This window comes from Glutamicibacter sp. B1, from assembly GCF_039602135.1.
Lineage (GTDB): Bacteria > Actinomycetota > Actinomycetes > Actinomycetales > Micrococcaceae > Glutamicibacter > Glutamicibacter ectropisis.
The window spans coordinates 3,580,235-3,603,828 of record NZ_CP125942.1 but is presented as its reverse complement, the minus strand read 5'-3'; the positions used below and the strand labels follow the sequence as shown (position 1 = coordinate 3,603,828).

Sequence of the window (23,594 nt, the reverse complement as noted above, 5' to 3'; positions counted from 1 at the left end):
TAAGGGCGCCCCACTCTCGTCAAAAATGCAATGTTGGTCACACGATCCTTGTTTCCAAGAGTCGAAAACACCGCCTTTTGGGACGGCATCACCATTGATTCTATCCACCATCCACACAGTTATGCACAGCTAGGTGGAAAAAGTTGACCTTGAAGGTGTGGAAAACAGGTTTTCCCATGAAAATGTGCGTTTTAAGCAGGGAGATGACTAGCACTTTCATGTATAGATGTGAACTTTCTTTCCTTCTTCATCAAAGTAATCCACAACTTTGAGGTAGATTATTCACAGGCCAACAGTTCCCATAGGTGCCGCTGGCGCTACTTCCATGCCAATTTGACCTATGGCGCGCATTTTTCTATTGTTATTCAGTCCTGTGTGCATCATTTTGCGACTTGCTCATTTTGTAGAGCCCGTGAATTTAGCACATTTTATAAAAACAAAGAGCGTCAACCTGTTGTTATCGAGCTAGCTGGTCAACGGGAAGAACGCATCATCTAGATCGTCTTGGAGTGTCACCGTGAGCAAGCGGACTTTTCAGCCTAACAACCGTCGTCGTTCGAAGAAGCACGGTTTCCGTCTTCGTATGCGTACCCGTGCAGGTCGTGCCATCCTTTCGGCACGTCGCGGCAAGGGCCGTGCAGACCTTTCAGCATAAATTTGCTAATCAGCTGTTGGCTTCATGATTTCAACGAGCTCAACTAAAGAGCTGGTCCAAAAAACATGTTGCCAAAGAATCAGCGACTGCGCCTAGCGCAGGATCTTACAGCCACAGTACGTTCCGGCGTCCGAAGCGGACGCCGGAACGTCGTGCTATATGCACGCCGCCGTCAAACTGATGAGTTTGTGGGGGACCGGTTTGGATTCATTGTGTCCAAGGCTGTAGGTATTGCCGTTAAAAGGAATCTCGTCAAACGACGAATGCGAGAAATTGCCCACGAGCTCAGGCGCGTAGATGGCGATGTCGACATTGTCGTCCGAGCTCTTCCTGGCGCCTCGGAACTTTCATGGGATGAACTTCGTTCCCAAGTAAACGCATCTTTTTCCGCTGCGTTACGGAAACTCGAGGATCGCTGATGCGTAAGGACTCCGCTCCCCGGACTGGTGTTTTGTGGTTCATTGCCGATATTCCACGGAACATAGTCATTGGGTTGCTTAAGATTTACCGAAAAATCATCTCGCCACTTTATGGCGATGTATGCCGATACTTTCCTAGCTGTTCTGCCTATGGGCTCGAAGCAGTGACTCAGCACGGCGTCATTAAGGGTGCCGGACTGACCACTTGGCGTATCCTTCGGTGCAATCCGTGGTCTCACGGAGGCGTCGATCACGTTCCCGAGGGACCAAGGATTTGGCCAGAAGGCAAACTGCCGAGGATCATAGTTCTGAATCATCCTGTGATTCCCGACGATGAAGACGCCGCGGATAGCGGCCGCAAGGAGCTCGACCACTGATGAACAACTTTCTAGACACGATATTGACTCCGTTTACGTATGCGGTGTCGTGGGTTTTGTGGGCATTCCACGAACTGTTCACTCGGATTGGGATGGATGAAGGCTCAGGTGTTACCTGGACCCTGTCGATCATTTTCCTTGTGCTGCTGATTCGTACCTTGCTGATTCCAGTCTTCGTCAAGCAGATCAAGTCGCAGCGAGCCATGCAGGCCCTGCAGCCTGACCTTCGTAAGCTTCAGGCTAAGTACAAGGGCAAGACCGACCAGCTCTCGCGTCAGGCAATGGTGCAAGAGCAGCAGGCGCTGTTCAAGAAACACAAGACCAATCCACTGTCGTCGTGCCTGCCACTGTTGATTCAGATGCCGTTCTTCTTCGCGCTGTTCCGCGTACTGAACAACGCCTCCCACGCCAGCGAGAACGGTCAGTCCGTTGGCGCTCTGTCTGTTGAGAACATCCGTAGCTTTGATAGCGCCCAGATCTTTGGCGCACCGCTTTCGGATACCTTCTTGGGCACCTTCAACTCGGGGAACACTAACTGGGCTGTAGTGATCGTGGCCGTTGTCATGATCCTGGCCATGATTGCTTCGCAGTTCTTCACCCAGCGTCAGCTGATGACCAAGAACATGAGCAAGGAGGCCCTCGAGGGTCCGTTCATGCAGCAGCAGAAGATGATGCTGTACATCTTGCCTTTGGTCTTCGGTATCGGTGGTATCAACTTCCCAATTGGTGTTCTGATCTACTGGACCGCAACCAACCTCTGGACCCTCTGCCAGCAGTTCTGGGTTATTCGCAACAACCCAACCCCAGGTTCGGAAGCAGAGCGTGAATTGAACGCCCGCCGTGCCGCTAAGGGTCTGCCACCAGTAGGCATGAAGAAGGAAGAAGCAGCTGCAGCCGCTGAAGAAGCCGCCCAGAAGGCTGCTAAGGGCCAGCGCGAACAGCCAAAGCGTAATAACCGCCGGAAGAAGAAGTAGCAATGACTGCAACTGAGAATATCGACGTACCAGAACTTGAAACTCAGATCGATGACGATCAGGAGGTTTTAGACGAGGGTGAAGTCGCGGCCGACTACCTCGAAGAACTTCTGGATATTGCTGATCTTGATGGTGACATTGACATCGAAATCCGTGGCGGACGCACCTACATCTCCATCGTCACTGAAGAAGAAGACACGTCCTTGGACAGCCTTGTGGGTGAAAAGGGCGAGATCCTTGACGCCCTTCAGGAGCTGACTCGTCTTGCTGTACTGACGGCTACCGGTGAACGTTCGCGATTGATTCTGGACATCGCAGGCTACCGTACGAGCCGTGCTCAGCAGCTCAAGAAGGTTGCCGAGAACGCTATCGAAACCGCTCGCGAAACCGGGGAAAAGGTTCATCTGGAACCGATGAGTGCATACGAGCGCAAGCGCGTTCACGATGTGATTGCCGATGCAGGACTGCATTCGGAATCAGAAGGCGAATCAACTCGACGCCATATCGTTGTTTCGGTATTGGACAGCTAAGTAACAATACGCACCAGCGTGCTGATCGACCTAAAGGACCAAGACCATGACTGAGGATCTCAGCCTTACTGCAGAAGAGACCCTGGCTGCCGAAAAAATCTTCGGCGACCGACTGGATCTAGTTAAGCGCTATGTTCAGCATCTGGCTAGTTCGGGCATTGAACGCGGACTGCTTGGTCCTCGTGAAGTCCCTAGGCTGTGGTCCCGTCACGTGCTCAACTGTGCAGTGATTGAATCGGTGATGGAACGAGACGTTGAGGTTGCCGACGTAGGCTCCGGAGCGGGCCTTCCAGGTCTTTGCCTTGCTATTGCCCGCCCAGACCTGAAGCTGACCCTGATTGAGCCCCTTGAACGTCGCTGTATCTGGCTGTCCGAGGTCATTGATGATCTAGGTCTTGATAACGTGACCGTCATGCGTGGACGTGCCGAGCAAATGGTTGACGCAGTCAACGCTCGGTATGTCACCGCACGTGCGGTGTCGGCATTGACCAATTTGGCAGGCCTGACGATTCCTCTGCTGCACGGCCAGGGCGAACTAATCGCCATCAAGGGTCGCTCGGCTGCAGAAGAGATTGAGAAGGCGTCTAAGGCTATTCGTAAGCTCGGTGGCAAAGAAACTGAAGTCTTGACCCTGGGTGAAGATTTGCTTGCAGAGCCTACTACGGTGGTTCGCATTAAGGTTGGCTAGGCCGACGCGATAGTCTGTTAATTAGTGCTGGATCGCTGACAAGCTTTTCTTTGGAGTTTCGAAGATCAAGTTTTGTTCGCAATTCAAATAACTTGTTTTGAATGTTTCACGTGAAACATTGTCAGTGAAACCATCGATAAGGTTTTCACTAATTCACGAGGAGGAGTTTTACCGGTGTCCAAGACTAAGAGCTCGTCGGATAGTGCTTTTGATTTCAGTGACTCGTCCTCGCCTCTGGCTACGCAGATAGCTAGCGAACATCGTCGTCGCGAAGCTTTGGAGGCCCGCACGGTGCCAGCTCCTGAGAAGACCCGCTATTTCACAATCTCCAACCAGAAGGGCGGCGTCGGCAAAACTACGACGACCGTCAACTTGGCCGCTGCATTGGCCAAGGGTGGCTTGAATGTTTTGGTTATCGACATAGACCCACAGGGCAATGCGTCAACCGCATTGGGAATTGAGCATCATTCCGAAGTTGATAGCATTTACGACGTACTTATCAATGATCTTCCGTTGTCTGATGTTGTCGCAACGTGCCCAGATCTACCGTCGCTTCAGGTTGCACCAGCCACGATTCACCTCGCTGGTGCAGAGATTGAGCTCGTCTCTTTGGTTGCACGAGAGCAGCGCCTACAACGAGCTCTGGACGACTATGCGCGTACGCGCCAACGTGAGGGGCTGCCACGCCTGGACTACGTGTTCATTGACTGCCCTCCAAGCCTCGGACTCTTGACTGTAAATGCGTTCGTTGCCGCGCGTGAGGTTCTGATCCCAATTCAGTGTGAGTACTACGCACTTGAGGGCCTCAGCCAGCTTTTGAAGAACATTGAGATGATTCAGAAACACCTGAATTCCAAGCTCACAGTTTCTACCATCTTGCTAACGATGTATGACGGTCGAACCAAGCTCGCAGCTCAGGTTGCCAACGAAGTTAGAGAGCATTTCCCCGAGCAAGTCCTCGACGCCGTCATTCCTCGCTCGGTACGTATCTCTGAGGCTCCGAGCTACCAGCAGACCGTGATCACCTATGATCCGAACTCTACTGGCGCTCTTTCCTACACTGAAGCGGCCTATGAAATGGCTGAACGGGGCGCTTAGCCAATATTCGTCGCTTCTCGGCTGAAGAATGCAGTTATTCAACGGTGAATTGTTGTTTTAGATAACTAGATTTTCCTCAAACTAACAGTATGCAACACCGACGCTAACTTTCATCAAGCATCCCCGGTTCAATGTCTAAAAACAGTAGACTAGTCTCGGGCTGAATGTTCGGACGAAAGGGCGTGCAAATATCATGGCAGAGAAGAAGCGTGGTTTAGGTAGGGGACTGGGAGCGCTGATCTCAAGCTCACCGGTAACTGAAGCGCCCGAAGATACCTCGGTTGTTTCACGTGAAACAAATAAGCCAGAAGCTAAAACTGCTGCACCTGCAAAACCTAAGACGTCTCGTCCTGTCGACATGTTCTTTGAGCCTGGGCGTAAGTCGACCTCACCTAAAACTGCAACTCCTACTGCTAAGTCGACGAAGCGTCCTCGAGCGACCATGCCAGGTCTGAGTACAACACTATCTTCCAAGCCGGCATCTTCTGGAAAGTCGACCTCTAAGAACGTAGAACCCACGGTCACACCCGTAGAATCAGCTGCTCAGGCCGACAAACCAACTACTGAGATTGATAATGCGACTGGGCTGGTAGAAGTACCGGGTGCACAATTTGCCGAACTCGACGTAAAGCTGATTCACCCGAATCGCAAGCAGCCACGTACCAATTTCGATGAAGAGCATATGGATGAGCTCATCCACTCCATTCGAGAGATTGGGTTGCTGCAGCCTATCGTCGTTAGGCCTTCCCGTGAGTCTGATGATGCCCCTTATGAGCTCGTCATGGGTGAGCGCCGTTGGCGCGCGACTCAAGCGGCTGGTCTCGATAAGATCCCTGCGATCATTCGTGACACGCAAGATACTGATCTTCTGAGAGACGCCCTCCTCGAGAACCTTCACCGTTCGCAGTTGAACCCACTAGAAGAAGCGGCCGCTTATCAGCAGCTTTTAGAAGAGTTCAATTGTACTCAGGAAGTTCTTTCTGATCGGATCGGTCGTTCAAGGTCGCAGATCTCGAACACGATTCGTCTCATGAAGTTGCCTCCATTGGTTCAGCGTCGCGTGGCTGCAGGCGTTCTTTCTGCCGGCCACGCAAGGGCTCTGCTTGGCCTGTCGAGCGGTGAAGCGATTGAACAGCTGGCACAGCGAATCATCAACGAGGGACTCTCAGTGCGTGCCACTGAGGAAGCCGTGGCCCTGAGTGATGACAAGCCAAAGAAGGCAACAAAGAAGCCGAGAGAGACCCAACGAAACGAACGGCTTGATTTCCTGGCCACGTCGTTGGCGGATCGCTTAGATACGAATGTGAAGATTCAGCTTGGCTCACGTAAAGGCAAGGTGAGCATTGAATTTGCGTCTGTTGAGGACCTGAACAGGATCATGCAGGTTATTGATCCGAATATGAAGCAGTAAATTATTTGCGATTGGCTCATGTTTCACGTGAAACATGAGCCAATCTCTTTTTAAGGCGATGTTTCACGTGAAACCTTGCACCTCACCAATGGCTGTAATTAGGAATCTAAGCGTGGGGAAATGAGTCTCTTTGTCCACTCTCGGAGAGGACTCGTTACTGAAAACGGCAGCTTGCTGCGATACCCGTTTCCAGTAGCAAAAGGATCGCAATGCAGATTTGAAGGCTAGTGGCGAAGAACGAGGGACTGCAGTGAATGAAAGTTACCGACATCCTGAACCAAAGGGTCGGGGAGCGGTCGGAAAGAACTAACCCACCCAAATTATGATGGACGGTTCGAGCTTGTGCGTGTTTCACGTGAAACAAGCATGAATCTAGACTGTATCTGGGCTTCAGGAAAACTGCCTTGCACTTAGGCTTCATTGCAGAACTGACTGTACCTTTGACTACTAGCGAGTTCTTCGTGCGGGGTTCACGGCGCGTAACTGCACTATTGGAGATACTAGCCTTCTCGATATTTGGAGGTTTGGAAACTAGCTGAACTGCCTATACGAGCCACTGAACCAAGTCTTGGTTATTGCCCTTGGATACTGCCTCTAGCAACGTCTCGTGCCATCAAGGGAATTGGTATCACTTGATGAGGTCTATCTGGTGAAGAGATTCATTTCCAATAGTTCGTAGAATACTTACGAATCTTGCAATGTGCTTCGAGCCGAAGGAACCCTTCATAGGTCGGTGTCCATGCGTCAAGGCTTCGAAAGACGTGGCACAGCCATTGCTCTCACCCCTTCAGACAGTGAGTAGCGGTGCTGGGACTTCATTCGGGAAGCTGCGGATTCCGCGGTTCACGACCAGCTGTTCTTTGGACGATGAATATTTACAAGATCCGGCGTTCAACTAGATCGGGTTCATGCTCATCACCAAGTAGCTAAAGTGAGCGCGAGGCTCAGCCTTCTTCGTCGCCTGTAAGTTGAATAGAACGATGGCGGGAATGAGTAGACGATGAGTCATAACCGTTTCCAAAGATCCTATCAACGCTTTAAGTCGGCGTCGAACGTTATGATCCGTGCATACGACAAGGCAGGAACCAGCACGGAAATAAACAACGCAGAACTGACTATGACGCTCTGCGATCGATTCGCAGGGGGAGAGCCATCAAGAGCTAACATCTTCGTCGCGTGCCCCAGCAAGGCGGATACCCCATCCTCGAAGCTTCGTTGAACATCACGGAGAGTTCCTGCCCGGCAGACGCGTGTCCATGTTTGAAACCTTTGACGCTAGATTATTCTACGAATCATGCCGGGACGCGCACTGCAGCGTTACAGGAACAACCGCAGCTGTTGCTACGTTCACGGCTTGTCCGTGCCCTAAATAACCAGTGGCTGGGAATGTGTACGCGAGGAAGAAAGTATCAGTTAGACCGCTTACTAACGCAATTACGGCACCGTTGCCATCACCCACCTTGAAGTCTGCGTGCACATAGAATTCACCGACGCAGTTCTTGAAATCCTCCATGGCCAACAACGGTTGCTTGGCCACAATACTGCTCCGAGCTTCATGCCATAATCAGCACCGAACTCTTGAATCGTCCATCTAAGGATGACACCGCTTTGCCCAATGCGATCTGCAATGGCTGTGCAATTGGGTGTAATGATCTGGTGAGCAAACTTGGGGAATGGTCGTCAGATCCTTTCATCTGATGTCGGTTAAGGAACACGGGGTCAATCTGGCGTTGCCGGTACTGCGCCTGAGTCGTGAATAAAGTGCTGGTTGAATTGGAAACGGTCTACCCAGTTGCTCAACATCATGCATTGAGCTCACCGTACGAAGTTCATTTGGGCTCGTCCCTCAAGACCGTCAAGATACGCATCTTAGTTGTGCATAGGTCGGTGGATCCGGACTCTACTGGCATTCGTGAGATAGTAACTAATACGCGAGGAGAGCTAACGATCAGCACTGTGGACTTGGATTCTAAACGTGGGTTACGCCAGGGATGGGTTCGGGGGAGTGATTGTAATCGATGGATTCTCTCGGAACTATTGAGCCTCTTTCTGAGCTTGGGTTTCAACGAACAGATGTGGGGTCGTTGAGGTAGCTCATTTCGGCTAGCCTCAGATTGTGTTAGGTGGTCTGATTCGTCGATCCAAGTTGAGGTATATCGAGCCATGAACATTCGTAGGTTTACGAGTCACCAAAACTCTCAATCGGAGTCACCTGCCCGATATGCCTCCCGGCAAACGACTAGACAGACATTGCACATCAGTGATGTCTACTAGAACTTTCCTGGCGGCCATAGGGACATCCAACATGAAATGGCGAACTGCTGTGGCTCCGGATTCAGAGAACCATTGTGTTAGCACTGCAAAACACGCGGGTACCGTAGCAGAGCGTAGCTCGATTGCTGGTCGAGAATGGGCCTGGCAGCGACGAAGTGATACAGCATTGCGCGGATGATGCTCAATAAGGATTGTGGGTGGCTCTCACCGAGAATAATGCTGTCCTCTGCTTATGGCTCTGAACGGCAATATTGGTGGCTCTCAATGATCCAGATATTCAACCATGCTGAGGTGGTGCCTTTGACTGGTGATTCGTACGTAGCGAAGAATCATTAGAACCTGCAATGTAGTTTTAGGACAGTTAGTACGGTGCGGTCAATTTTCCTTTGACATTAGAAGATCAATATTCACTTAGCGATGACTCTGAGACAAGAACAAACGACACTCGTGAACAGCTGAGCCTGTCGTGGCCCCAAAGCTGCTGGTGGTTGGCAGTGTCCTTCAAGGTGTTTGCTGGCTACCCATAGCAGTATTGGTGGTCCCTATAGGCAATATTGAGTGGCACCCAGACCTACGAATATTCATTTCCGCTAAGCTCGATTGCTAGATCGTGTGGGGGAGTAGTTATAGGTGGTAATCAGACAGCATGGCCACTCAAACCATTACGCCATACTGCAGAATGAAATGCCTTGATCACTGATCGATGCTCTTTTCAGAAGTTCAGCTATGACGCAAGTCAGGTGAATGTGTTTGTAGACGGAACGACGGATTGTTCGAATTAGACATTCTCCCTCTGCCTGATCAGGCTGACTGGCATGCTCAGCTATGTGCTGAAGCAATGAGCGATGGATATATAGACGGGTTGCACCGTATGGAACGTGAGCCGAGAGAGACTTCTAAGTAACTCGTTGCGATGAGCCGATCACGTGCGTAAAGCGACATACAGCGATATCTTCGATGCAGGGATTGTGTTCACCACAGACAGTTTCTCGTTGAGGTTAGGTTGTAGGAAAGTGCCGACATTCTGAATAGAACCGAACTGCGATATTTGGCGGCGCTCAAAAGGAATAACGTTGACGATCGACTAACCAAGGAATCCTGACTTTGAACCAAGAAGTCTTCGTGCCGGGTACATGTTCATTGATTCAGTTCATCAGCAGATTTCGACGTGGCACGTTTCGGATCGATGCGCGATTCAAAACCCGAGTGGGTGGAAAATTTGAAAGTACAGGGATGGGTGCCGTCCATACAAGGAAGCGCCGATGGTGTGCCAAAGCTACTCGCTGTCAACGTGTTCACGATTGAAGACGTTGGGGGAGTAGGTACCAGAGCTCTCAAACCACGTTCGCAGACGCTTCTTCAGGCTGTCTAGTTGCATTGAAAACATGCCCGCGGCGTTGGGGTACCTCGTTCCACCTGGACACTAGATCCATCCTGATGGCGGTCGTGTTTCACGTGAAACATTGCTTACGGCTCTTTTTGAGACAGCTACAGTAGTAGTTCCATAATCGTGTTTCACGTGAAACATGTTTGCTTCTTGGGACTGAAAGTTGGTCAGGACCAAGGGGTATCAGTAACGCCTGAATTCGGTGCAGCTGCAGAAATGGAAGATGCGTTCCGACTCGATTCTAATGAAGAGTCGATTGAAGGCTATTCACATTCAGCAGGTCTAACAGCTTCCGAGGTTCGGAACTACACAGATACTCCATCGGTGCTAGGGCCTACACTCCTCGTCGTCAATATCATCTCTAGCAACGTCGGAAGCCGTAACCTAAGCTCCTTCCATAGTCGTGGAACAAACTGATGAAGAAGCTGATTCAACGATAGGTAATCCGGGTAGAAATGATCCTTCAGTTCCACATGTAGGGGAACCTTGGAGGTGAATCTCGATTACTTGAGAGGTCTTACAACGAAGTACTGCAACTACTTTTTCGAAGCTTTGACCGTGACAATCTGAAATGACGAACGAACACGAAGAGCAAGGAAGCCACACTCTGTGGCTAGCTGCTTCCTGGACGAGACTTCAAAGAAAGCACATTCTTCCGACTCTAACGAACACAATCGCATTTAGAACTAAGGAAACCCGTCCTCACGCGAATGCTCACGTATAGCCCGTACATTGATCAGACCGGCGGGTAGGGGAGTCGATGATGGGTTACGGCGCTTTCGACTGCAGATGCCAGTGCTACAACCGGGAGTCTCAGTCGTTGCTTCATGCACTGGACACGACGCCAAGAACAACGTGGACGCGAGGCACTAGGCACATTACGTTCTCGAGCCTCGGAGACCAGATTGCGAACAAGATTTATTTGTTCGCTTCCTTCCTTCTAAGAAGTAGTAACTGTCTAAAGGGAGACGGAATAGGAGCAAATGTTGTTGTGTGCTGGCCCGTCCTACCGTTGAATTTTTCGGACACCGTCACAACAGCTAGCGCCGATAGCTTCAACGCAAAGGTGGCCATTGCTTGCTTGGAAGCGAAAACACCTTCGTCGATGCCTAAAGATTTTTGACATCGGTGGTCTTGTTGCCACCAGGATGATCACTGAATATCAGGAACTAGACTTTTGGGCCGCTCGAACAGCTACGCCAATGAAACCGCGAACACCACCAGAAGCACCGTCTGTAGCTGTTACGCCTCATAAGCTCTTTTACGGCCTCCTGTGGGGATTACAAGGAACAACTGCGTCTCACTCGACCACGACCGTACAGAAGCTTTCTAAGCTCCTCGTTGATAACAATTACCGACAGCCCAGACCCAGTCTTCGGTAGGCTGCACAGTCACGCAGACTTCAATCTCCAACGAAGAAAGGCACTAGCATCCGCCTGTCCGCATTGGGCACCAACACAACCTCGAAATAGGAAGCTCGATATGATCCACGATTGCATGGACCTCGGCAGTGCTCTCGTTTAGCCTCTGGCGCATCTGGTATGCGACGGCGATGTCTTTAGAATCTATGGCATTCATTGTTGATGCCGGCCCTAGGCTCTGGCCTAGATAGGTAATTCTCTTTCATGTTTCTCGATGGATCGGTCTCATCAGCTGCAGATCTCATCGTCAACGAAATGTAGGTGGAGCCGAGGGGTTCTACTTATAGATTTTCGTCTGCAACCGAAGATGCTGAGTTTGTTTCGAGGGTCCATGAGCACTGTCGGTTCAGAGAAAACGAAGAGCAGTTCCGGCTTCTCAACGCGAGTGGTGCTTCTTAGGTCCTCGCCGTAGAAACAACCGAACACCGATGTACATTCTGTTTCAGAGCGTTAGGAGGATCCTTGATACAGAGCGAACAACATATTTGATCTTCGAATGAGATTCATGATGTCTGGCAGCTTAAGACGCATTGAATTCGTCGATTGTCCTGACGTTTCAACGATTCGGAGTCGTAAAAATTCTTTTTACTTCAAAAACAAACGAAACAGTTTTCTATGCATGACTTCTTTTTCAGTAACGCTTCAAACGCACCGTTACAGATGCCTTGACCCCAGCTAGGGTCGATTAGTACCTACCGACACAGAAAAAGGGACCAGCCGAAGCTAGTCCCTCTCTCAAAACTGTTTTAAGACTTACAGGTATTCTGCGAAGTCCTTCTCGATGACAGCCTTAGGCTTAGCACCGATCGAGGTAGCAACGTGCTCGCCACCCTTGAAGACATAAACAGCAGGGATGCTGGTGATACCGTACTTAGCAGCAATGCCCTGGTTCTCGTCAACGTTAACCTTGACGACGTCTACCTTGGCAGCGTGCTCTTCAGCGATCTGATCCAGAACTGGACCGAGCTGGCGGCAAGGGCCGCACCATTCTGCCCAGAAATCGACGATGACTGGCTTTTCGGCTTCCAGAACTTCGCTCTGGAAGGTTGCTTCAGTTACTGCTTTTGCGTTGCTCATGAGAGACAACCCCTTTCTGAAAAACTAATTAGGCGGTAGCTACGGATTCGTTGACGTTAGCCAGGTAGTGCTCCACATCCTGTGCAGCAGCGCAGCCGGAAGCAGCTGCAGTAATTGCCTGACGGTAAGTGGAATCGATGACATCGCCAGCAGCAAATACGCCTGGCAGCGAAGTCTTCGAGGTACGTCCTTCGACGGCAATGGTGCCCTCGGAAGTTAGTTCGAGCTGATCCTTGACGAGATCAACGCGTGGATCATTGCCAATGGCAACGAAGATACCAGTGACATCAAGGGTGCTCTCTTCACCGCTGGTACGGTTCTTAACAACCAGACCCTGGACCTTGTCGTCACCGTTGATGCCAACCACCTCGGAATCCCACACGAAGTCAATCTTCTCGTGAGCCAAAGCGCGGTCAGCCATGATCTTCGATGCGCGCAGTTCGTTGCGGCGGTGTACGACGGTGACCTTGGAAGCAAACTTGGTCAGGAACAGTGCTTCTTCCATTGCGGAGTCGCCACCACCGATGACGGCAATGTTCTGTTCGCGGAAGAAGAAACCATCGCAGGTTGCACACCAGGAGACGCCGTGGCCGGACAGGCGCTTCTCATCTTCCAGACCCAGCTCGCGGTATGCGGAGCCGGTGGAAACGATGACGCTACGGGTACGGAAGGTGGTGCCGTCGGCCAGTGAGAGGGTCTTGATATCGCCTGTGAGATCCATCGCAGTGACATCATCGAAGAGGATTTCGGCGCCAAAACGCTCAGCCTGCTTCTGCATGTTGTCCATCAGGTCTGGGCCCATGATTCCCTCTGGGAAGCCTGGGAAGTTCTCCACGTCCGTGGTGTTCATCAGTTCGCCGCCAGCGGTTACTGAACCGGCGATGACCAGTGGTTTCAGGTTCGCACGCGCGGTGTAAATCGCAGCGGTATAACCCGACGGGCCGGAGCCGACGATGATTACGTCGCGGATTTCGTCGTTCTGTGCTGAAGTCACGGGGTAGAACCCTTTCGTCCTAATAATGCGAGGTGGATAGCGAGGCTTAACCTCACTATCCACCTCAACGTATGTCTTTGCTAAAAAATTCCGCTTCTATTACTTAGCGGAGAACTCACCGATTTGCAGACCGAATGGGCGTGATTCGTTACCGCCCGAAGCCTTACGAGGCAGGTCGGTGACGTTGAGGAAGACGTAGGAACCCTCCATGGAATCCTTATCGCCATCCTTGACCGTCACGGAGATTGATGGGCCGGAGAATGAACCCTTGGCCACGGACTTGGCATCGCCTAGGTCATCGGAGTCGCCGACTAAAATTTCGTAGTCACCGCCGGTAGCGTTGAGGCCCTCGAGGTTCACCTCGGAGATATCTGACTTATCTTCGAGCTCGAGGATGAAGACCATATTCGAGGCGAAGCCACCGAAGTTGCTGGTGGTGTACGTGTAGGTGTTGTAGACGCTGGAAGCGTTGCCGTCGATCATCTTCGACAAGGTGCCATCGGTTTCAGCATTCAGCTGCTGATTGCCTGGAACCAAGCGCGAGATGTCGGCGATCTTAGGTGCAGCGAGGGAAGGCTCGGTAGATTCCTTAGCCTTTTCAGTTTCTGCAGGCTGCGATGCCTCCGTCTTTTCGCTTGGACCGTTGGCAGTGGTGTTCTTATCTCCACCGAGGAAGTTGAACGCGAAGACTACGGCGAGAACCAAGACGATCAGTAGCACCGCGCCAACAAGCAGGCGGGTACCCTTCGAGCTGCTCTCTTCCTCTTCTTCCTTGGCTACAGGAGCTGCGGCGCTCTGCGCGGGCACGTTCTTCGCTGCTGCAGGGAAGGTTGATGCCTTGGCAGCCCCGGCGGTATCGGCAGCTGCAGCGGCACCAGTGGCTGCGCCGGTCGCGGCAGCCGCCCCCTTCTTCTTGGCTGGCTTAGCCTCGTCCTTAGCAGGCTTCTGTTCAGCAGGCTTCTGTTCAGCCGGCTTCTGCTCAGCTTCTGGCTTCTTTTCTGTCGACTCGGCCTTGGCCTGCTGCGACTTGGAATCTGCTGGGGTGTTGCCCTTGGACTGAGCGGCCGCAGCCAGAGCCGCGGTGGCGGTGACGTTTGGCTCGTCGTCTTTGTCATCGTCCAAACGGGTCACCTTGGGCTGACCCTCGGTAGCGGGCTGTTCAGCGGGCGCTACAGGGTTGGCGGTGGTGGCAGCAATCTGCTCGTTGGGAGCAGTCTGATCGAACTGCTGCTCTTCAGACTGCTCTTGGTTCTTCTTGCCGAAGCGGTTCTTCAGACCTGCGAGGCCACTGGAGAAGGCGGTGCCGAGCTTGCGCTGATGCTCTGGTTCCTCGTCTTCGTACTGCAGCTGGTCGTAGTACTGGCTGTCGTCGTCATAGGTTTCTGGCACGGCCTGGCGAGATTCGCCGAAGATTTCGGTGCCGAGGGTGTCGGTGAAGAAAGGCTCCACATAGGGTGCCTCGTCGGATTCGAGTACGAGATCCAACAGGTCCGAGGAACGAGCCACATTGGCGACTAGGTAAGTCTGGTTGGCGTCGGTGATGCCAAGGTCGAGAACCTGAACGTTGGAGGCACGCTCACCCATGGCGATTTCCCGGGCGCTGGCGGCAAGCTGCGAGGAATTCTCGCTGGAGGCCACCATGATGCTCACGGATCGATTGAGAACCTGGTCAATGCCGCCGAGTACCAAATCACCTTCAGCTGATGAAAGGACAGTCTCGGTGACCTGGTAACGGCCGCTGAGGACAGAGCCGACATCGATTGGCTGCGACACGTGCATCTCCAAGGGTTGATTGTTCTTCGGTAGCAGTCCAGAGACCACCACCTGTCATGTTACCTGTCAGCGGGGTCTAAATCGTGCCAATTTGCCCATAATCACTAGCAAGTTTTAGAGGATTTTCAACGCTTGATTCCTGGGATACGACGAAGGAACGGACCGAGGAAGCCAGCAAGCTCCGGCACCTTAGTTTTGTGCAGTAACCCGAGGTAAATCACGCCCATGGTTCCGGCGACGAGAATGATCGAAATAATCGCGTTGAACAACGAGCTATAGGCGAATCCAAAGCTGAATCCACCCAATAGCCATAGCACTAGGCAGCCGGCTGCCCCGGAGATGGTCGCCATCCAGCCCACACGGACGTAGGTATCGATAACCGAGGTGACACCATAATTGCCGTAGCGGCGTTTGACCAGGTAGTGCGTGCCGATGCAGGAAAGAATATTGGTCAGCCCGTAAATGAACGCGATGGCTGCGGCAATATGCAAAGGATCAACTAGCGCGGCAGCGGAGAAGGCCAGAATCAGGCCAAGGGCTGCGGTGGCACTCTGGATCAGCATCGGGGTACGCGTGTCTTCTTCGGCGTAAAACACGCGCAGCATGAAGAACTGTAGCGACTTAAACGGCAACCCCAACGCGGTGAGGACTAACAACTGACCCAATGCACCGGCTGCTTGAGCAGCATTCTGCGAGGAACCGGCGAAGAGTCTGCCCAAGGGGCCCGCAAGCACGATGAAGACGATGGTGCAGAAAACGATGGGGATTGCGGTGGAACGCATTCCGCGATTGAGCAGTTGGCCGACATCACCGGCACGCTTCTCGGCAAAGGCACGAGCAAAGTCGTTAAAGAGCACCGTGGCCACGGTCAGTGCGAACAGTGAGTGTGGCAGGACGGTGATCAGCTGGGAGGTGTTCAGGGCATATTCGCCGGCCACCGAGGCGGCCTGATCGGCTGGCATCTGGGCACGTGCTGCGGTCGCACCGGAGACGATCTTGGAGTACAACAACGAAGAAAGGTTGCCGATGACCATGGCAGCCAAGGTCCAGATCGCAAGCTTGCCCACGTGGCGCAGGCCCATGCCTCGCCATCCAAAATCGAAGCTGAGTTTCAGTCCGCTCTTTTTCAACGGCCAGAACAGGACCAGCGCCTGCATGACGATGCCCAAGGTGGCCCCGCCAGCGAGCCAGATGGTTTTCAGGGTGCTCCAGTTCTCCATTGGATCACCCGAGGTATAGGAACCGAAGGTCAGGATGAACGCACCAATCACCAGAAGCTGGATGATGTTGTTAATCGCCGGTGCCCACATGAAAGCGGCAAATCGGCCGTTGGCGTTCAGTACCTGCCCGAGTACCGCATAGAGCCCGTAGAAGAAGATCTGCGGCAGTGACCAGTAGGCGAAGGCCGTGCCCAGCACGATCATAGGCTCTGACCAGTTGTTGGTCAGGGCGATGATCAGCGGCCTAGCACTCAGCGTGAGGATCAGGGTCAAAATACCCATCACCACCACGGTGAGCGTAATCAGTTTGGAGGTGTAGGCAGCTCCGCGGTCTCTGGCCTTGGACGCCTTGATCAGCTGTGGGATCAGCACGACGTTGAACACGCCGCCGGCCAGCAACATGTAGATGATCGTGGGGATGACGTTGGCTTTTTCGAAGATATCGGCAACCGAGGTCACCGAACCGATGGCCATTGCCAGCAATGCCGTGCGAGCAAAACCAAGCAAGCGGGACACCATGGTGCCCGAGGCCATCAGGGCATAGATCTTCGAGCGCGACCTACCTTGCTGATGATGTAGCTCCGCTGGAGGTTCGGCGACTAAGTCCATGGCCCCGGTCATTGGTTGCTGATCGGAGCCGACGGATGGATTAGGAACCTGAGTCATGCTTTGTTAGAACCTCGCGTGCCAGATCAGCGATCCGGCGCTCATTAGGGAAGGACAGACGTTTGCCAAGTGAACCTAGCGGAACCCAGGCAACATCGACGGCTTCATGATCGGGATCGTTCTCGATCGTCAGATGCCCGCCGGTAGCTTCCAACAGGAAATGGTGCACGGTTTTGTGCACACGGTAGTTTGTCACGGTGAACCAATAATCGACCGAACCCAGTGGTGCCAGGATCCGTCCGGCGATGCCAGTTTCTTCCTCGATTTCACGGATAGCCGCTTCCTCGTTGGATTCCACACCTTCAGGATGTCCCTTGGGCAGGCACCATTCCAGACGGCCTCCACGGTTATACCGAGCAATAATCGCCACGGGAAGTTGTGGATCATTAAAGTCAATGACGATGCCACCGGACGAGACTTCTTCCACTGTTGGCAAGCTTGTGTGACCGCCAGTTGCCTGCGCGCGAGCCATTGACGCAGTCAATGGAGTGCGCTTTGGGGCAGACGGGATCGGTCGGTTCATGGATCCACTCTATCGAGAAAGTGGCCAGGTTCGCCTTATCGACGTGGACAAGTAAGTTATCTCGCAAGCAAACTCGGTGCTTTTTCAAGCATTTCGCCCAGATTTCTGGCACGCTTAAGTAACTATGCATGCACTTCCCTCACCTGACGCGTTGCGTCAAATCCTGCCCTCGGTCATTTTCGACTTGGCCGACCGCTTTGTCGCGGCAGGCCATGAGCTGTCCCTGGTGGGTGGACCGGTTCGAGATTTGTACCTGGGTCGAGTTTCTCCAGACCTTGACTTCACCACGAGTGCGCGCCCCGACGAAACTATCAAGGTGATCTCTGGTTGGGCCGACAACATCTGGGATGTGGGACGCGAGTTTGGAACCATCGCACTGAAAAAGGGCGAACACACCCTAGAAGTCACGACTTATCGTGCTGACGCCTATGACAGTCAATCCCGTAAGCCGATCGTGGCTTTTGGTGATAACTTGCACGATGATCTCTTCCGGCGTGACTTCACCATGAACTCCATGGCCCTTCGCTTGCCTCAGCTTGAACTGGTTGACCCGTTTGATGGCGTCTCCTCTTTGAAGGATCAGTCGATTCGCACCCCAGGTGCTCCCGATGTTTCCTTCTCGGATGACCCGCTACGCATGATGCGTGCTGCTCGTTTTGCTTCGCAACTGAAAATTGAAGTCAGTGCCGAGGTACGTCAGGCCATGAGCGAAATGACCGATCGCATCGATATCATTTCCGCCGAGCGCGTGCGCGATGAACTGGTCAAGCTGATCAACGGGGCAGATCCACGTTCTGGCATTAACTTGCTTGTTGAAACTGGGTTGGCCGATAAAGTGCTTCCCGAAGTTTCTGCGCTGCGGCTGGAGATTGACGAGCACCATCGTCATAAGGATGTTTATCAGCATTCGCTCACCGTGCTCGAGCAGGCTATTGCCTTGGAAACCGATCAGGACGGGCCGGTTCCAGGTCCGAACTTTGTGTTGCGCTTTGCAGCGTTGATGCACGACATTGGGAAGCCTGCCACGCGTAAATTTGAACCAAACGGTGCGGTGTCTTTCCGCCACCACGACGTGGTTGGTTCCAAATTGGTCAAGGCACGCATGCGAACCTTGCGCTTTGATAAGGAAACCACCAAGGCCGTTGCTCGACTCGTTGAATTGCACATGCGTTTTTACGGCTATGGGGACGCTGGATGGACTGATTCAGCAGTCCGTCGATACGTCACTGACGCAGGTGACCTTCTCGAGCATCTTCATCGCTTGACCCGTTCGGATGTCACCACCCGTAATCGTAAGAAGTCCGACCGGTTGGCCTTTGCTTACGACGATCTCGAGGCGCGCATCGCACAGATTGCAGAGCAGGAAGAACTCAAGGCCATCCGTCCAGATTTGGATGGTCAGCAAATCATGGCCCTGCTGGCAATCAAACCCGGACCTGTGGTTGGCCGGGCGTACAACTACTTGCTGGAGCTTCGTTTGGACGAGGGGCCGCTGGGCGAAGAAGTAGCGACAGAGCGACTTCGCTCATGGTGGGAAGAGCAACCCGAAGCTCAAGAGGCTGTTACCGGAGAGTAACGCCTGACATGAGAAGAGTTGAGTGAAGATGCCTGGAGCCGTAGTGGCGCCAGGCATTTTTGCGTCTCAAAAAAGATCTTAAACTTTTTGACTTAACTAGTGGCGTTGCGAATCGAATCCATGTAAGCTAAATATTGTGATTGGGAAGTCTCAATGAGATTTGCGGATCGATAAAACTTATCAACTAAGCCTCGTGGTTGCTCACGACTGGCTACGAATAGATTTTAGGAGGTGGAGAAACGATGAATATCATCCTGGATATTTCTACTCATCGCGCATGGCGACGTCAGGGCGGCTTTGTGCCGACCGGCAATTTCGGCTTCGTCTCTCCAACCTCCGGAACAGTGGATTCCTAGACTACGGTGAATCCCCACCCAAGTTCCTGAGGTTGCAGGTCAGTAATCGACTCTCACCTTAGGAACTTTTTTCATGTCTAGCACCCTGTACTCCTCGTCCGCTCAACGGGCCGTTCGCACCGCGGAACTGATCTTCGCTGGTCCAGAAAGCCTGAAAGCTCGCGCTGTTTCAACTACGCGCCAAGATCTTCCCTCTCCTTCAACAGTGAATGAAGGGAGGGACAGCAAATGAAAAAGCGTCAAGAGAGCAGCAAGCTGAAAAACTTTGACAGCACGGAATTCCATCGCCGAATGCGAGAGCACGAACTGAAGAATCACGTGCCTGTAGAAATGTACTTACGTATTCGATAATTGCGCACAACGCCATTACCGTTGTCCGCCAATCGAATAAGAGGTACCCACTATGAACTCGCAAATTAGTGCTCAGAGGCCCGCCGGCCTGCAAGCCGGCGGGCTTCTCCGCGTCTATGGGTATCTATAGATACAACAATGGGCCAGAACAACAAGTCCTGACCCATTGAATGCTTTTCAGCTTGAACGAAAAGCTTAACGCTCGACCTCGCCACGAATAAAGGCTTCTACCTTGGCGCGTGCGGTTTCGTCGTCGTACTGCTCAGGTGGCGACTTCATGAAGTAGCTCGAAGCCGACAGGATCGGGCCACCAATGCCACGATCCAGAGCAATCTTGGCTGCACGAACAGCGTCGATGATGACACCAGCAGAGTTTGGTGAGTCCCAAACTTCCAACTTGTATTCCAAGTTCACCGGAGCATCACCGAAGTTACGGCCTTCTAGGCGAACAAATGCCCACTTGCGGTCATCAAGCCACGCAACATAATCACTTGGACCGATGTGAACATCATCAGCACCCAGCTCAGCCGAGGTGTTTGAGGTGACTGCCTGAGTCTTGGAAATCTTCTTTGACTCCAAACGATCACGCTCGAGCATGTTCTTGAAGTCCATGTTGCCACCTACATTCAGCTGGTAGGTGCGATCAAGAACTACGCCGCGGTCTTCGAACAACTTGGCCATCACACGGTGGGTGATGGTCGCACCGATCTGAGATTTGATGTCATCGCCAACAATTGGAACACCAGCGTCGGTGAACTTCTGGGCCCACTCTGGGGTGCCTGCGATGAAGACTGGCAGTGCGTTCACAAAAGCGACGCCGGCGTCGATGGCGCACTGTGCGTAGTACTTAGCTGCTTGTTCAGAACCAACTGGCAAGTAGCACACGAGGACATCAACCTTGTTGTCCTTGAGCGACTGAACAATGTCTACAGGTTCGGCATCAGATTCTTCGATGGTTTCGCGGTAGTACTTTCCAAGCCCATCTAGGGTGTGGCCACGCTGCACAGTCACGCCAGTGGTTGGAACGTCCGCGATTTTAATGGTGTTGTTTTCGCTGGCCAGGATAGCTTCGGACAGATCAAGTCCGACCTTCTTGGCATCAACGTCGAAGGCGGCTACAAACTGTACGTCACCTACGTGGTACTGACCGAACTGAACGTGCATGAGTCCAGGAACGGTGGACTCCACATCCGCATTTCGGTAGTACTCGACACCCTGGATAAGGGATGTGGCGCAGTTACCTACGCCAACGATGGCAACGCGGATCGGGTTAGCCGACACATGAGCTCCTTATTGAAATGTATAAATCCTTGGGAATCCTGGCATGCCAAAGGCAGGCCATCTAAATAGACTCCCATTGATCTTAAGTCCTTAAGACCGTGGAACATTCCCATTCAACTTGGTTTTCAGTCATTTGGCTGATCGTTAGGAGTGTTCACAAAATAACGTGAGCACCGATCCTATGGATTGATCTTTGATTCAGTACAAGTGCAAAACATAAGATGCTAATGACAACTACTGCGTATTCAGACTAGAACCTGATGTCATTTGCAAAACTACTTTTAGTCATGACGCACTTTTGTACCCTGCCCACGTGATTGCCGGTAGCCATGACGCATTCTTAATAGCGCCTTAACCAAAGGAGTTGGCAATGCGGTACGCAGCCGATGGCGCAACGGTTGGCGCCGGATGAAGGTCAGAATTTCTGGATCTGTACGCAATTTACCGGCATTGGCACGTTGGGCAAGGATCTCCAAGGATTGAGAGAAACTGCGATCCATGCGATGGAAGTAGTTCTCCCGTAGCCACGCCTTGCTCGGGACACCAAAATTCAGGGACACGACGTCCTCCAAGTTTCCGATGATTCCGGAAGCAACAAACACGGTATTGATCATTTGTCGGTTCACGCCGAAATCCGAAAGCACCATCGTGGGTAGGCCTCGATCGATGGATTCCAACGCAGCCGTTGAGGAAACCGTCACCAGCGCGCTGCCAGCGACCAGGGCTTCACTCATGGATCCGGTATCAAAACGAATCCGTGATTCGCAACTGATCTTTTGACGCGCCTGCAGATCTGCGAAGAGGCTGTCATAAGGATAGGCCTCGAGGTGTGTCTGAGGTTCGCCAGCCTTAGCGCGAAGCTTGATCACAACTTCCACACCAGGATTCATCTTGCTGGCCTGCTCGAGCGCGAGCAGGATTGATTCGCGCTCTGCGAGGGTCTCAGGCACCTTGGCTTGGGGCGCGAAAACCAAACGGGTGATCTTCTGATCTGGTTCTGGTGGGAAGCCGGCACAATGCAAAAACGGCAACTTGCTGACCATAATCGTCGGTTGATGCCCAGAGTGAGACTCGGTCATAAACGAAAAATCGCGGGCTTCGGCATGCGAATGGCAGATGAACGCGTCGCCGGCACGACGATAGTTCCAACCCTTCTGCGTGGCTGGGTAAGCAACACCTGGCAGTGCAGAAATTAGGGCGGTGCGCCGGGCGTCAACGGGCTCGGAACGCAGGATCCGTGAATATATCTCCGCGACTACTGGACCGGTGGCCGAAGCGAAGAGAATATCCTCATGGACCGAGTCTGCATCTAGTTGGGAAAGGTTTACGACCTCCAACATTTGTGGATCCAGATCGGTACCTTCAAAGGCTGCAGCAATTTGGGCCTCGGTGGGCATCACCGGAGTGCGCGCCAAAAACACCCTCCGGTCCCATTCTGGACCGAGTCGATGCAAAAAACTGGTCGCCAGCTTCAGATACGAATCTGAATCGGCGATGGCAAGTACTGAGGGTTTCATTCGTGGCTTCACACCTTCAACGAACTAGACAGGTGTTCACGCAACTCGAGATCGGTGCTCTCAGTCCACCAGTGGTCGGGGACCGCCTGAGGATAGAGATACCTAGAATCTGGCCCCAATAGCAGGCGTAGAGATGGGATAACCGTAGAGGGCAATGCGCGGATTTCCTGACCAGGACGCAGCACACGCAACCGCATTTCAATGGGGACCGTGTGTTCCTTGAGCACAACCTGGTCAATCTTCGAGATCTTTTCGAGCAGCTCAGGAGTTTCACGACGGTGCGGGAAATAGGCCACCGGACCATCGGCAGAAATCTCCTCGATCCACTGCAGATAAGGTTCTTCGTGAATCAACTGGTCAGCAACCATGGCTGAACCGATGAGCAGGGTCGGTTCGGTAAAGCTCTCAGCCACCGGCTGAGTCGAGAGCCACTCAAACTTATGTTGAGCGAACTTAATCCCAAGCTCAGTCATCCTTGCACGTGTTTGAGCATCAATAAAGAGTGCAGAAACAATTAGCAACCGGCCCTCTCGAGCCAACTGACGCAGTCGATGCCAGGTAGCTAGCCCCATAGCGATGCGCGCGGCCGAATTTTTGGCACGCGCACGAACCAAGGGTGTTGGGGTCTCGCTGATCAGCTGCTTGATCAGTGCCAAGGTAGCGAGCCCGTCATCGATGATGATGATTTCCTTGGCCTTCACGCCAGCGAGCAAACTGCGCTGAACCTTGCCTGAAAACGCATCCCCGGTGACATACCTATCCGAGGAGCTCTTAGGCTGTGGTGGTTTACGAGCTGCCTTCTCGAAGCGTACCCCTGCCGGAGCATGCTTCAGCAATGCCTGAGTTGTCGCTTCCAAAGGCATCCCCAAGCGAGGGATGATCCGGATATCCGTGCCAAGAAGGCCCGCAGCGTGGGTTTCCACAGCGGAGAGCAATTGCAGTGGGGATTCGACCCACACATGAGCCGTCCCGAATCGTGGACGCGGAACCTCATGAGTGTCGTGCTGGGTCAGTTTCATCATGGTG

General features: G+C 52.7%; 18 protein-coding genes. 9 read left to right on the top strand and 9 right to left on the bottom strand.

Annotation, left to right across the window (positions count from 1 at the left end):
- The first annotated feature begins 517 nt into the window (after nt 1-517).
- From rpmH to QMQ05_RS16885, 8 genes are all read left to right on the top strand, one after another.
- A complete protein-coding gene (gene rpmH, locus QMQ05_RS16920) occupies nt 518-655 on the top strand; it encodes a 50S ribosomal protein L34 (RefSeq protein WP_074439894.1) in 138 nt (45 codons plus the stop codon).
- 65 nt (nt 656-720) lie between these two features.
- The gene (gene rnpA, locus QMQ05_RS16915) at nt 721-1,074 is read left to right on the top strand and encodes a ribonuclease P protein component (protein ID WP_058256587.1); all 354 of its coding nucleotides are present in this window, start codon (nt 721-723) and stop codon (nt 1,072-1,074) included.
- Nucleotides 1,074-1,451, top strand: a complete 378-nt coding sequence (gene yidD / locus QMQ05_RS16910) for a membrane protein insertion efficiency factor YidD (protein WP_345471963.1) — start codon at nt 1,074-1,076, stop codon at nt 1,449-1,451. Before rnpA ends, yidD begins: the two co-directional genes overlap by 1 nt.
- Complete coding sequence (yidC, locus tag QMQ05_RS16905; protein ID WP_334121279.1) at nt 1,451-2,425, top strand: membrane protein insertase YidC; 975 nt, start codon at nt 1,451-1,453, stop codon at nt 2,423-2,425. Before yidD ends, yidC begins: the two co-directional genes overlap by 1 nt.
- Nucleotides 2,426-2,427: 2 nt before the next feature.
- The gene (locus QMQ05_RS16900) at nt 2,428-2,955 is read left to right on the top strand and encodes a protein jag (protein WP_345471961.1); all 528 of its coding nucleotides are present in this window, start codon (nt 2,428-2,430) and stop codon (nt 2,953-2,955) included.
- A 46-nt stretch (nt 2,956-3,001) separates the two neighbouring features.
- A complete protein-coding gene (gene rsmG / locus QMQ05_RS16895; protein ID WP_345471959.1) occupies nt 3,002-3,643 on the top strand; it encodes a 16S rRNA (guanine(527)-N(7))-methyltransferase RsmG in 642 nt (213 codons plus the stop codon).
- Between the two features lie 174 nt (nt 3,644-3,817).
- On the top strand, nt 3,818-4,741 hold the full coding sequence (locus QMQ05_RS16890; RefSeq protein WP_074439893.1) for a ParA family protein: 924 nt from the start codon (nt 3,818-3,820) through the stop codon (nt 4,739-4,741).
- A 193-nt stretch (nt 4,742-4,934) separates the two neighbouring features.
- On the top strand, nt 4,935-6,152 hold the full coding sequence (locus QMQ05_RS16885) for a ParB/RepB/Spo0J family partition protein (RefSeq protein ID WP_345471955.1): 1,218 nt from the start codon (nt 4,935-4,937) through the stop codon (nt 6,150-6,152).
- Between the two features lie 1,285 nt (nt 6,153-7,437).
- Here QMQ05_RS16885 and QMQ05_RS16880 read toward each other — a convergent pair.
- The 6 genes from QMQ05_RS16880 to QMQ05_RS16855 all read right to left on the bottom strand — a co-directional run bounded on the left by QMQ05_RS16880 (nt 7,438) and on the right by QMQ05_RS16855 (nt 17,487).
- Nucleotides 7,438-7,689 (bottom strand): hypothetical protein, encoded by a 252-nt coding sequence (locus QMQ05_RS16880; RefSeq protein ID WP_345471953.1) that lies wholly within the window; start codon nt 7,687-7,689, stop codon nt 7,438-7,440.
- A gap of 4,298 nt (nt 7,690-11,987) precedes the next feature.
- Entirely contained in the window at nt 11,988-12,311 is a 324-nt protein-coding gene (gene trxA, locus QMQ05_RS16875; RefSeq protein WP_058256581.1) for a thioredoxin, read from the bottom strand.
- Nucleotides 12,312-12,339: 28 nt separating this feature from the next.
- Nucleotides 12,340-13,305: a thioredoxin-disulfide reductase gene (gene trxB / locus QMQ05_RS16870; RefSeq protein WP_334121283.1), complete on the bottom strand. Its 966-nt coding sequence runs from the start codon at nt 13,303-13,305 to the stop codon at nt 12,340-12,342.
- Between the two features lie 99 nt (nt 13,306-13,404).
- Nucleotides 13,405-15,078, bottom strand: a complete 1,674-nt coding sequence (locus tag QMQ05_RS16865; RefSeq protein ID WP_345471949.1) for a hypothetical protein — start codon at nt 15,076-15,078, stop codon at nt 13,405-13,407.
- Nucleotides 15,079-15,203: 125 nt separating this feature from the next.
- Complete coding sequence (murJ, locus tag QMQ05_RS16860) at nt 15,204-16,964, bottom strand: murein biosynthesis integral membrane protein MurJ (protein ID WP_345471947.1); 1,761 nt, start codon at nt 16,962-16,964, stop codon at nt 15,204-15,206.
- A complete protein-coding gene (locus QMQ05_RS16855; RefSeq protein WP_058256578.1) occupies nt 16,948-17,487 on the bottom strand; it encodes an NUDIX domain-containing protein in 540 nt (179 codons plus the stop codon). The genes murJ and QMQ05_RS16855 overlap by 17 nt, the downstream gene beginning before the upstream one ends.
- A 124-nt stretch (nt 17,488-17,611) precedes the next feature.
- Here QMQ05_RS16855 and QMQ05_RS16850 point away from each other — a divergent pair, with 124 nt between their 5' ends.
- The gene (locus QMQ05_RS16850) at nt 17,612-19,063 is read left to right on the top strand and encodes a CCA tRNA nucleotidyltransferase (RefSeq protein ID WP_345471942.1); all 1,452 of its coding nucleotides are present in this window, start codon (nt 17,612-17,614) and stop codon (nt 19,061-19,063) included.
- Between the two features lie 902 nt (nt 19,064-19,965).
- On the opposite strand, the gene QMQ05_RS16845 is transcribed toward QMQ05_RS16850, so the two are convergent.
- From QMQ05_RS16845 to QMQ05_RS16835, 3 genes are all read right to left on the bottom strand, one after another.
- Nucleotides 19,966-21,051, bottom strand: a complete 1,086-nt coding sequence (locus tag QMQ05_RS16845; protein ID WP_058256576.1) for an inositol-3-phosphate synthase — start codon at nt 21,049-21,051, stop codon at nt 19,966-19,968.
- A 281-nt stretch (nt 21,052-21,332) separates the two neighbouring features.
- Entirely contained in the window at nt 21,333-22,568 is a 1,236-nt protein-coding gene (locus tag QMQ05_RS16840; RefSeq protein WP_345471939.1) for a DUF6716 putative glycosyltransferase, read from the bottom strand.
- 8 nt (nt 22,569-22,576) lie between these two features.
- A complete protein-coding gene (locus QMQ05_RS16835) occupies nt 22,577-23,590 on the bottom strand; it encodes a hypothetical protein (RefSeq protein ID WP_345471937.1) in 1,014 nt (337 codons plus the stop codon).
- Nucleotides 23,591-23,594 lie beyond the last annotated feature (4 nt).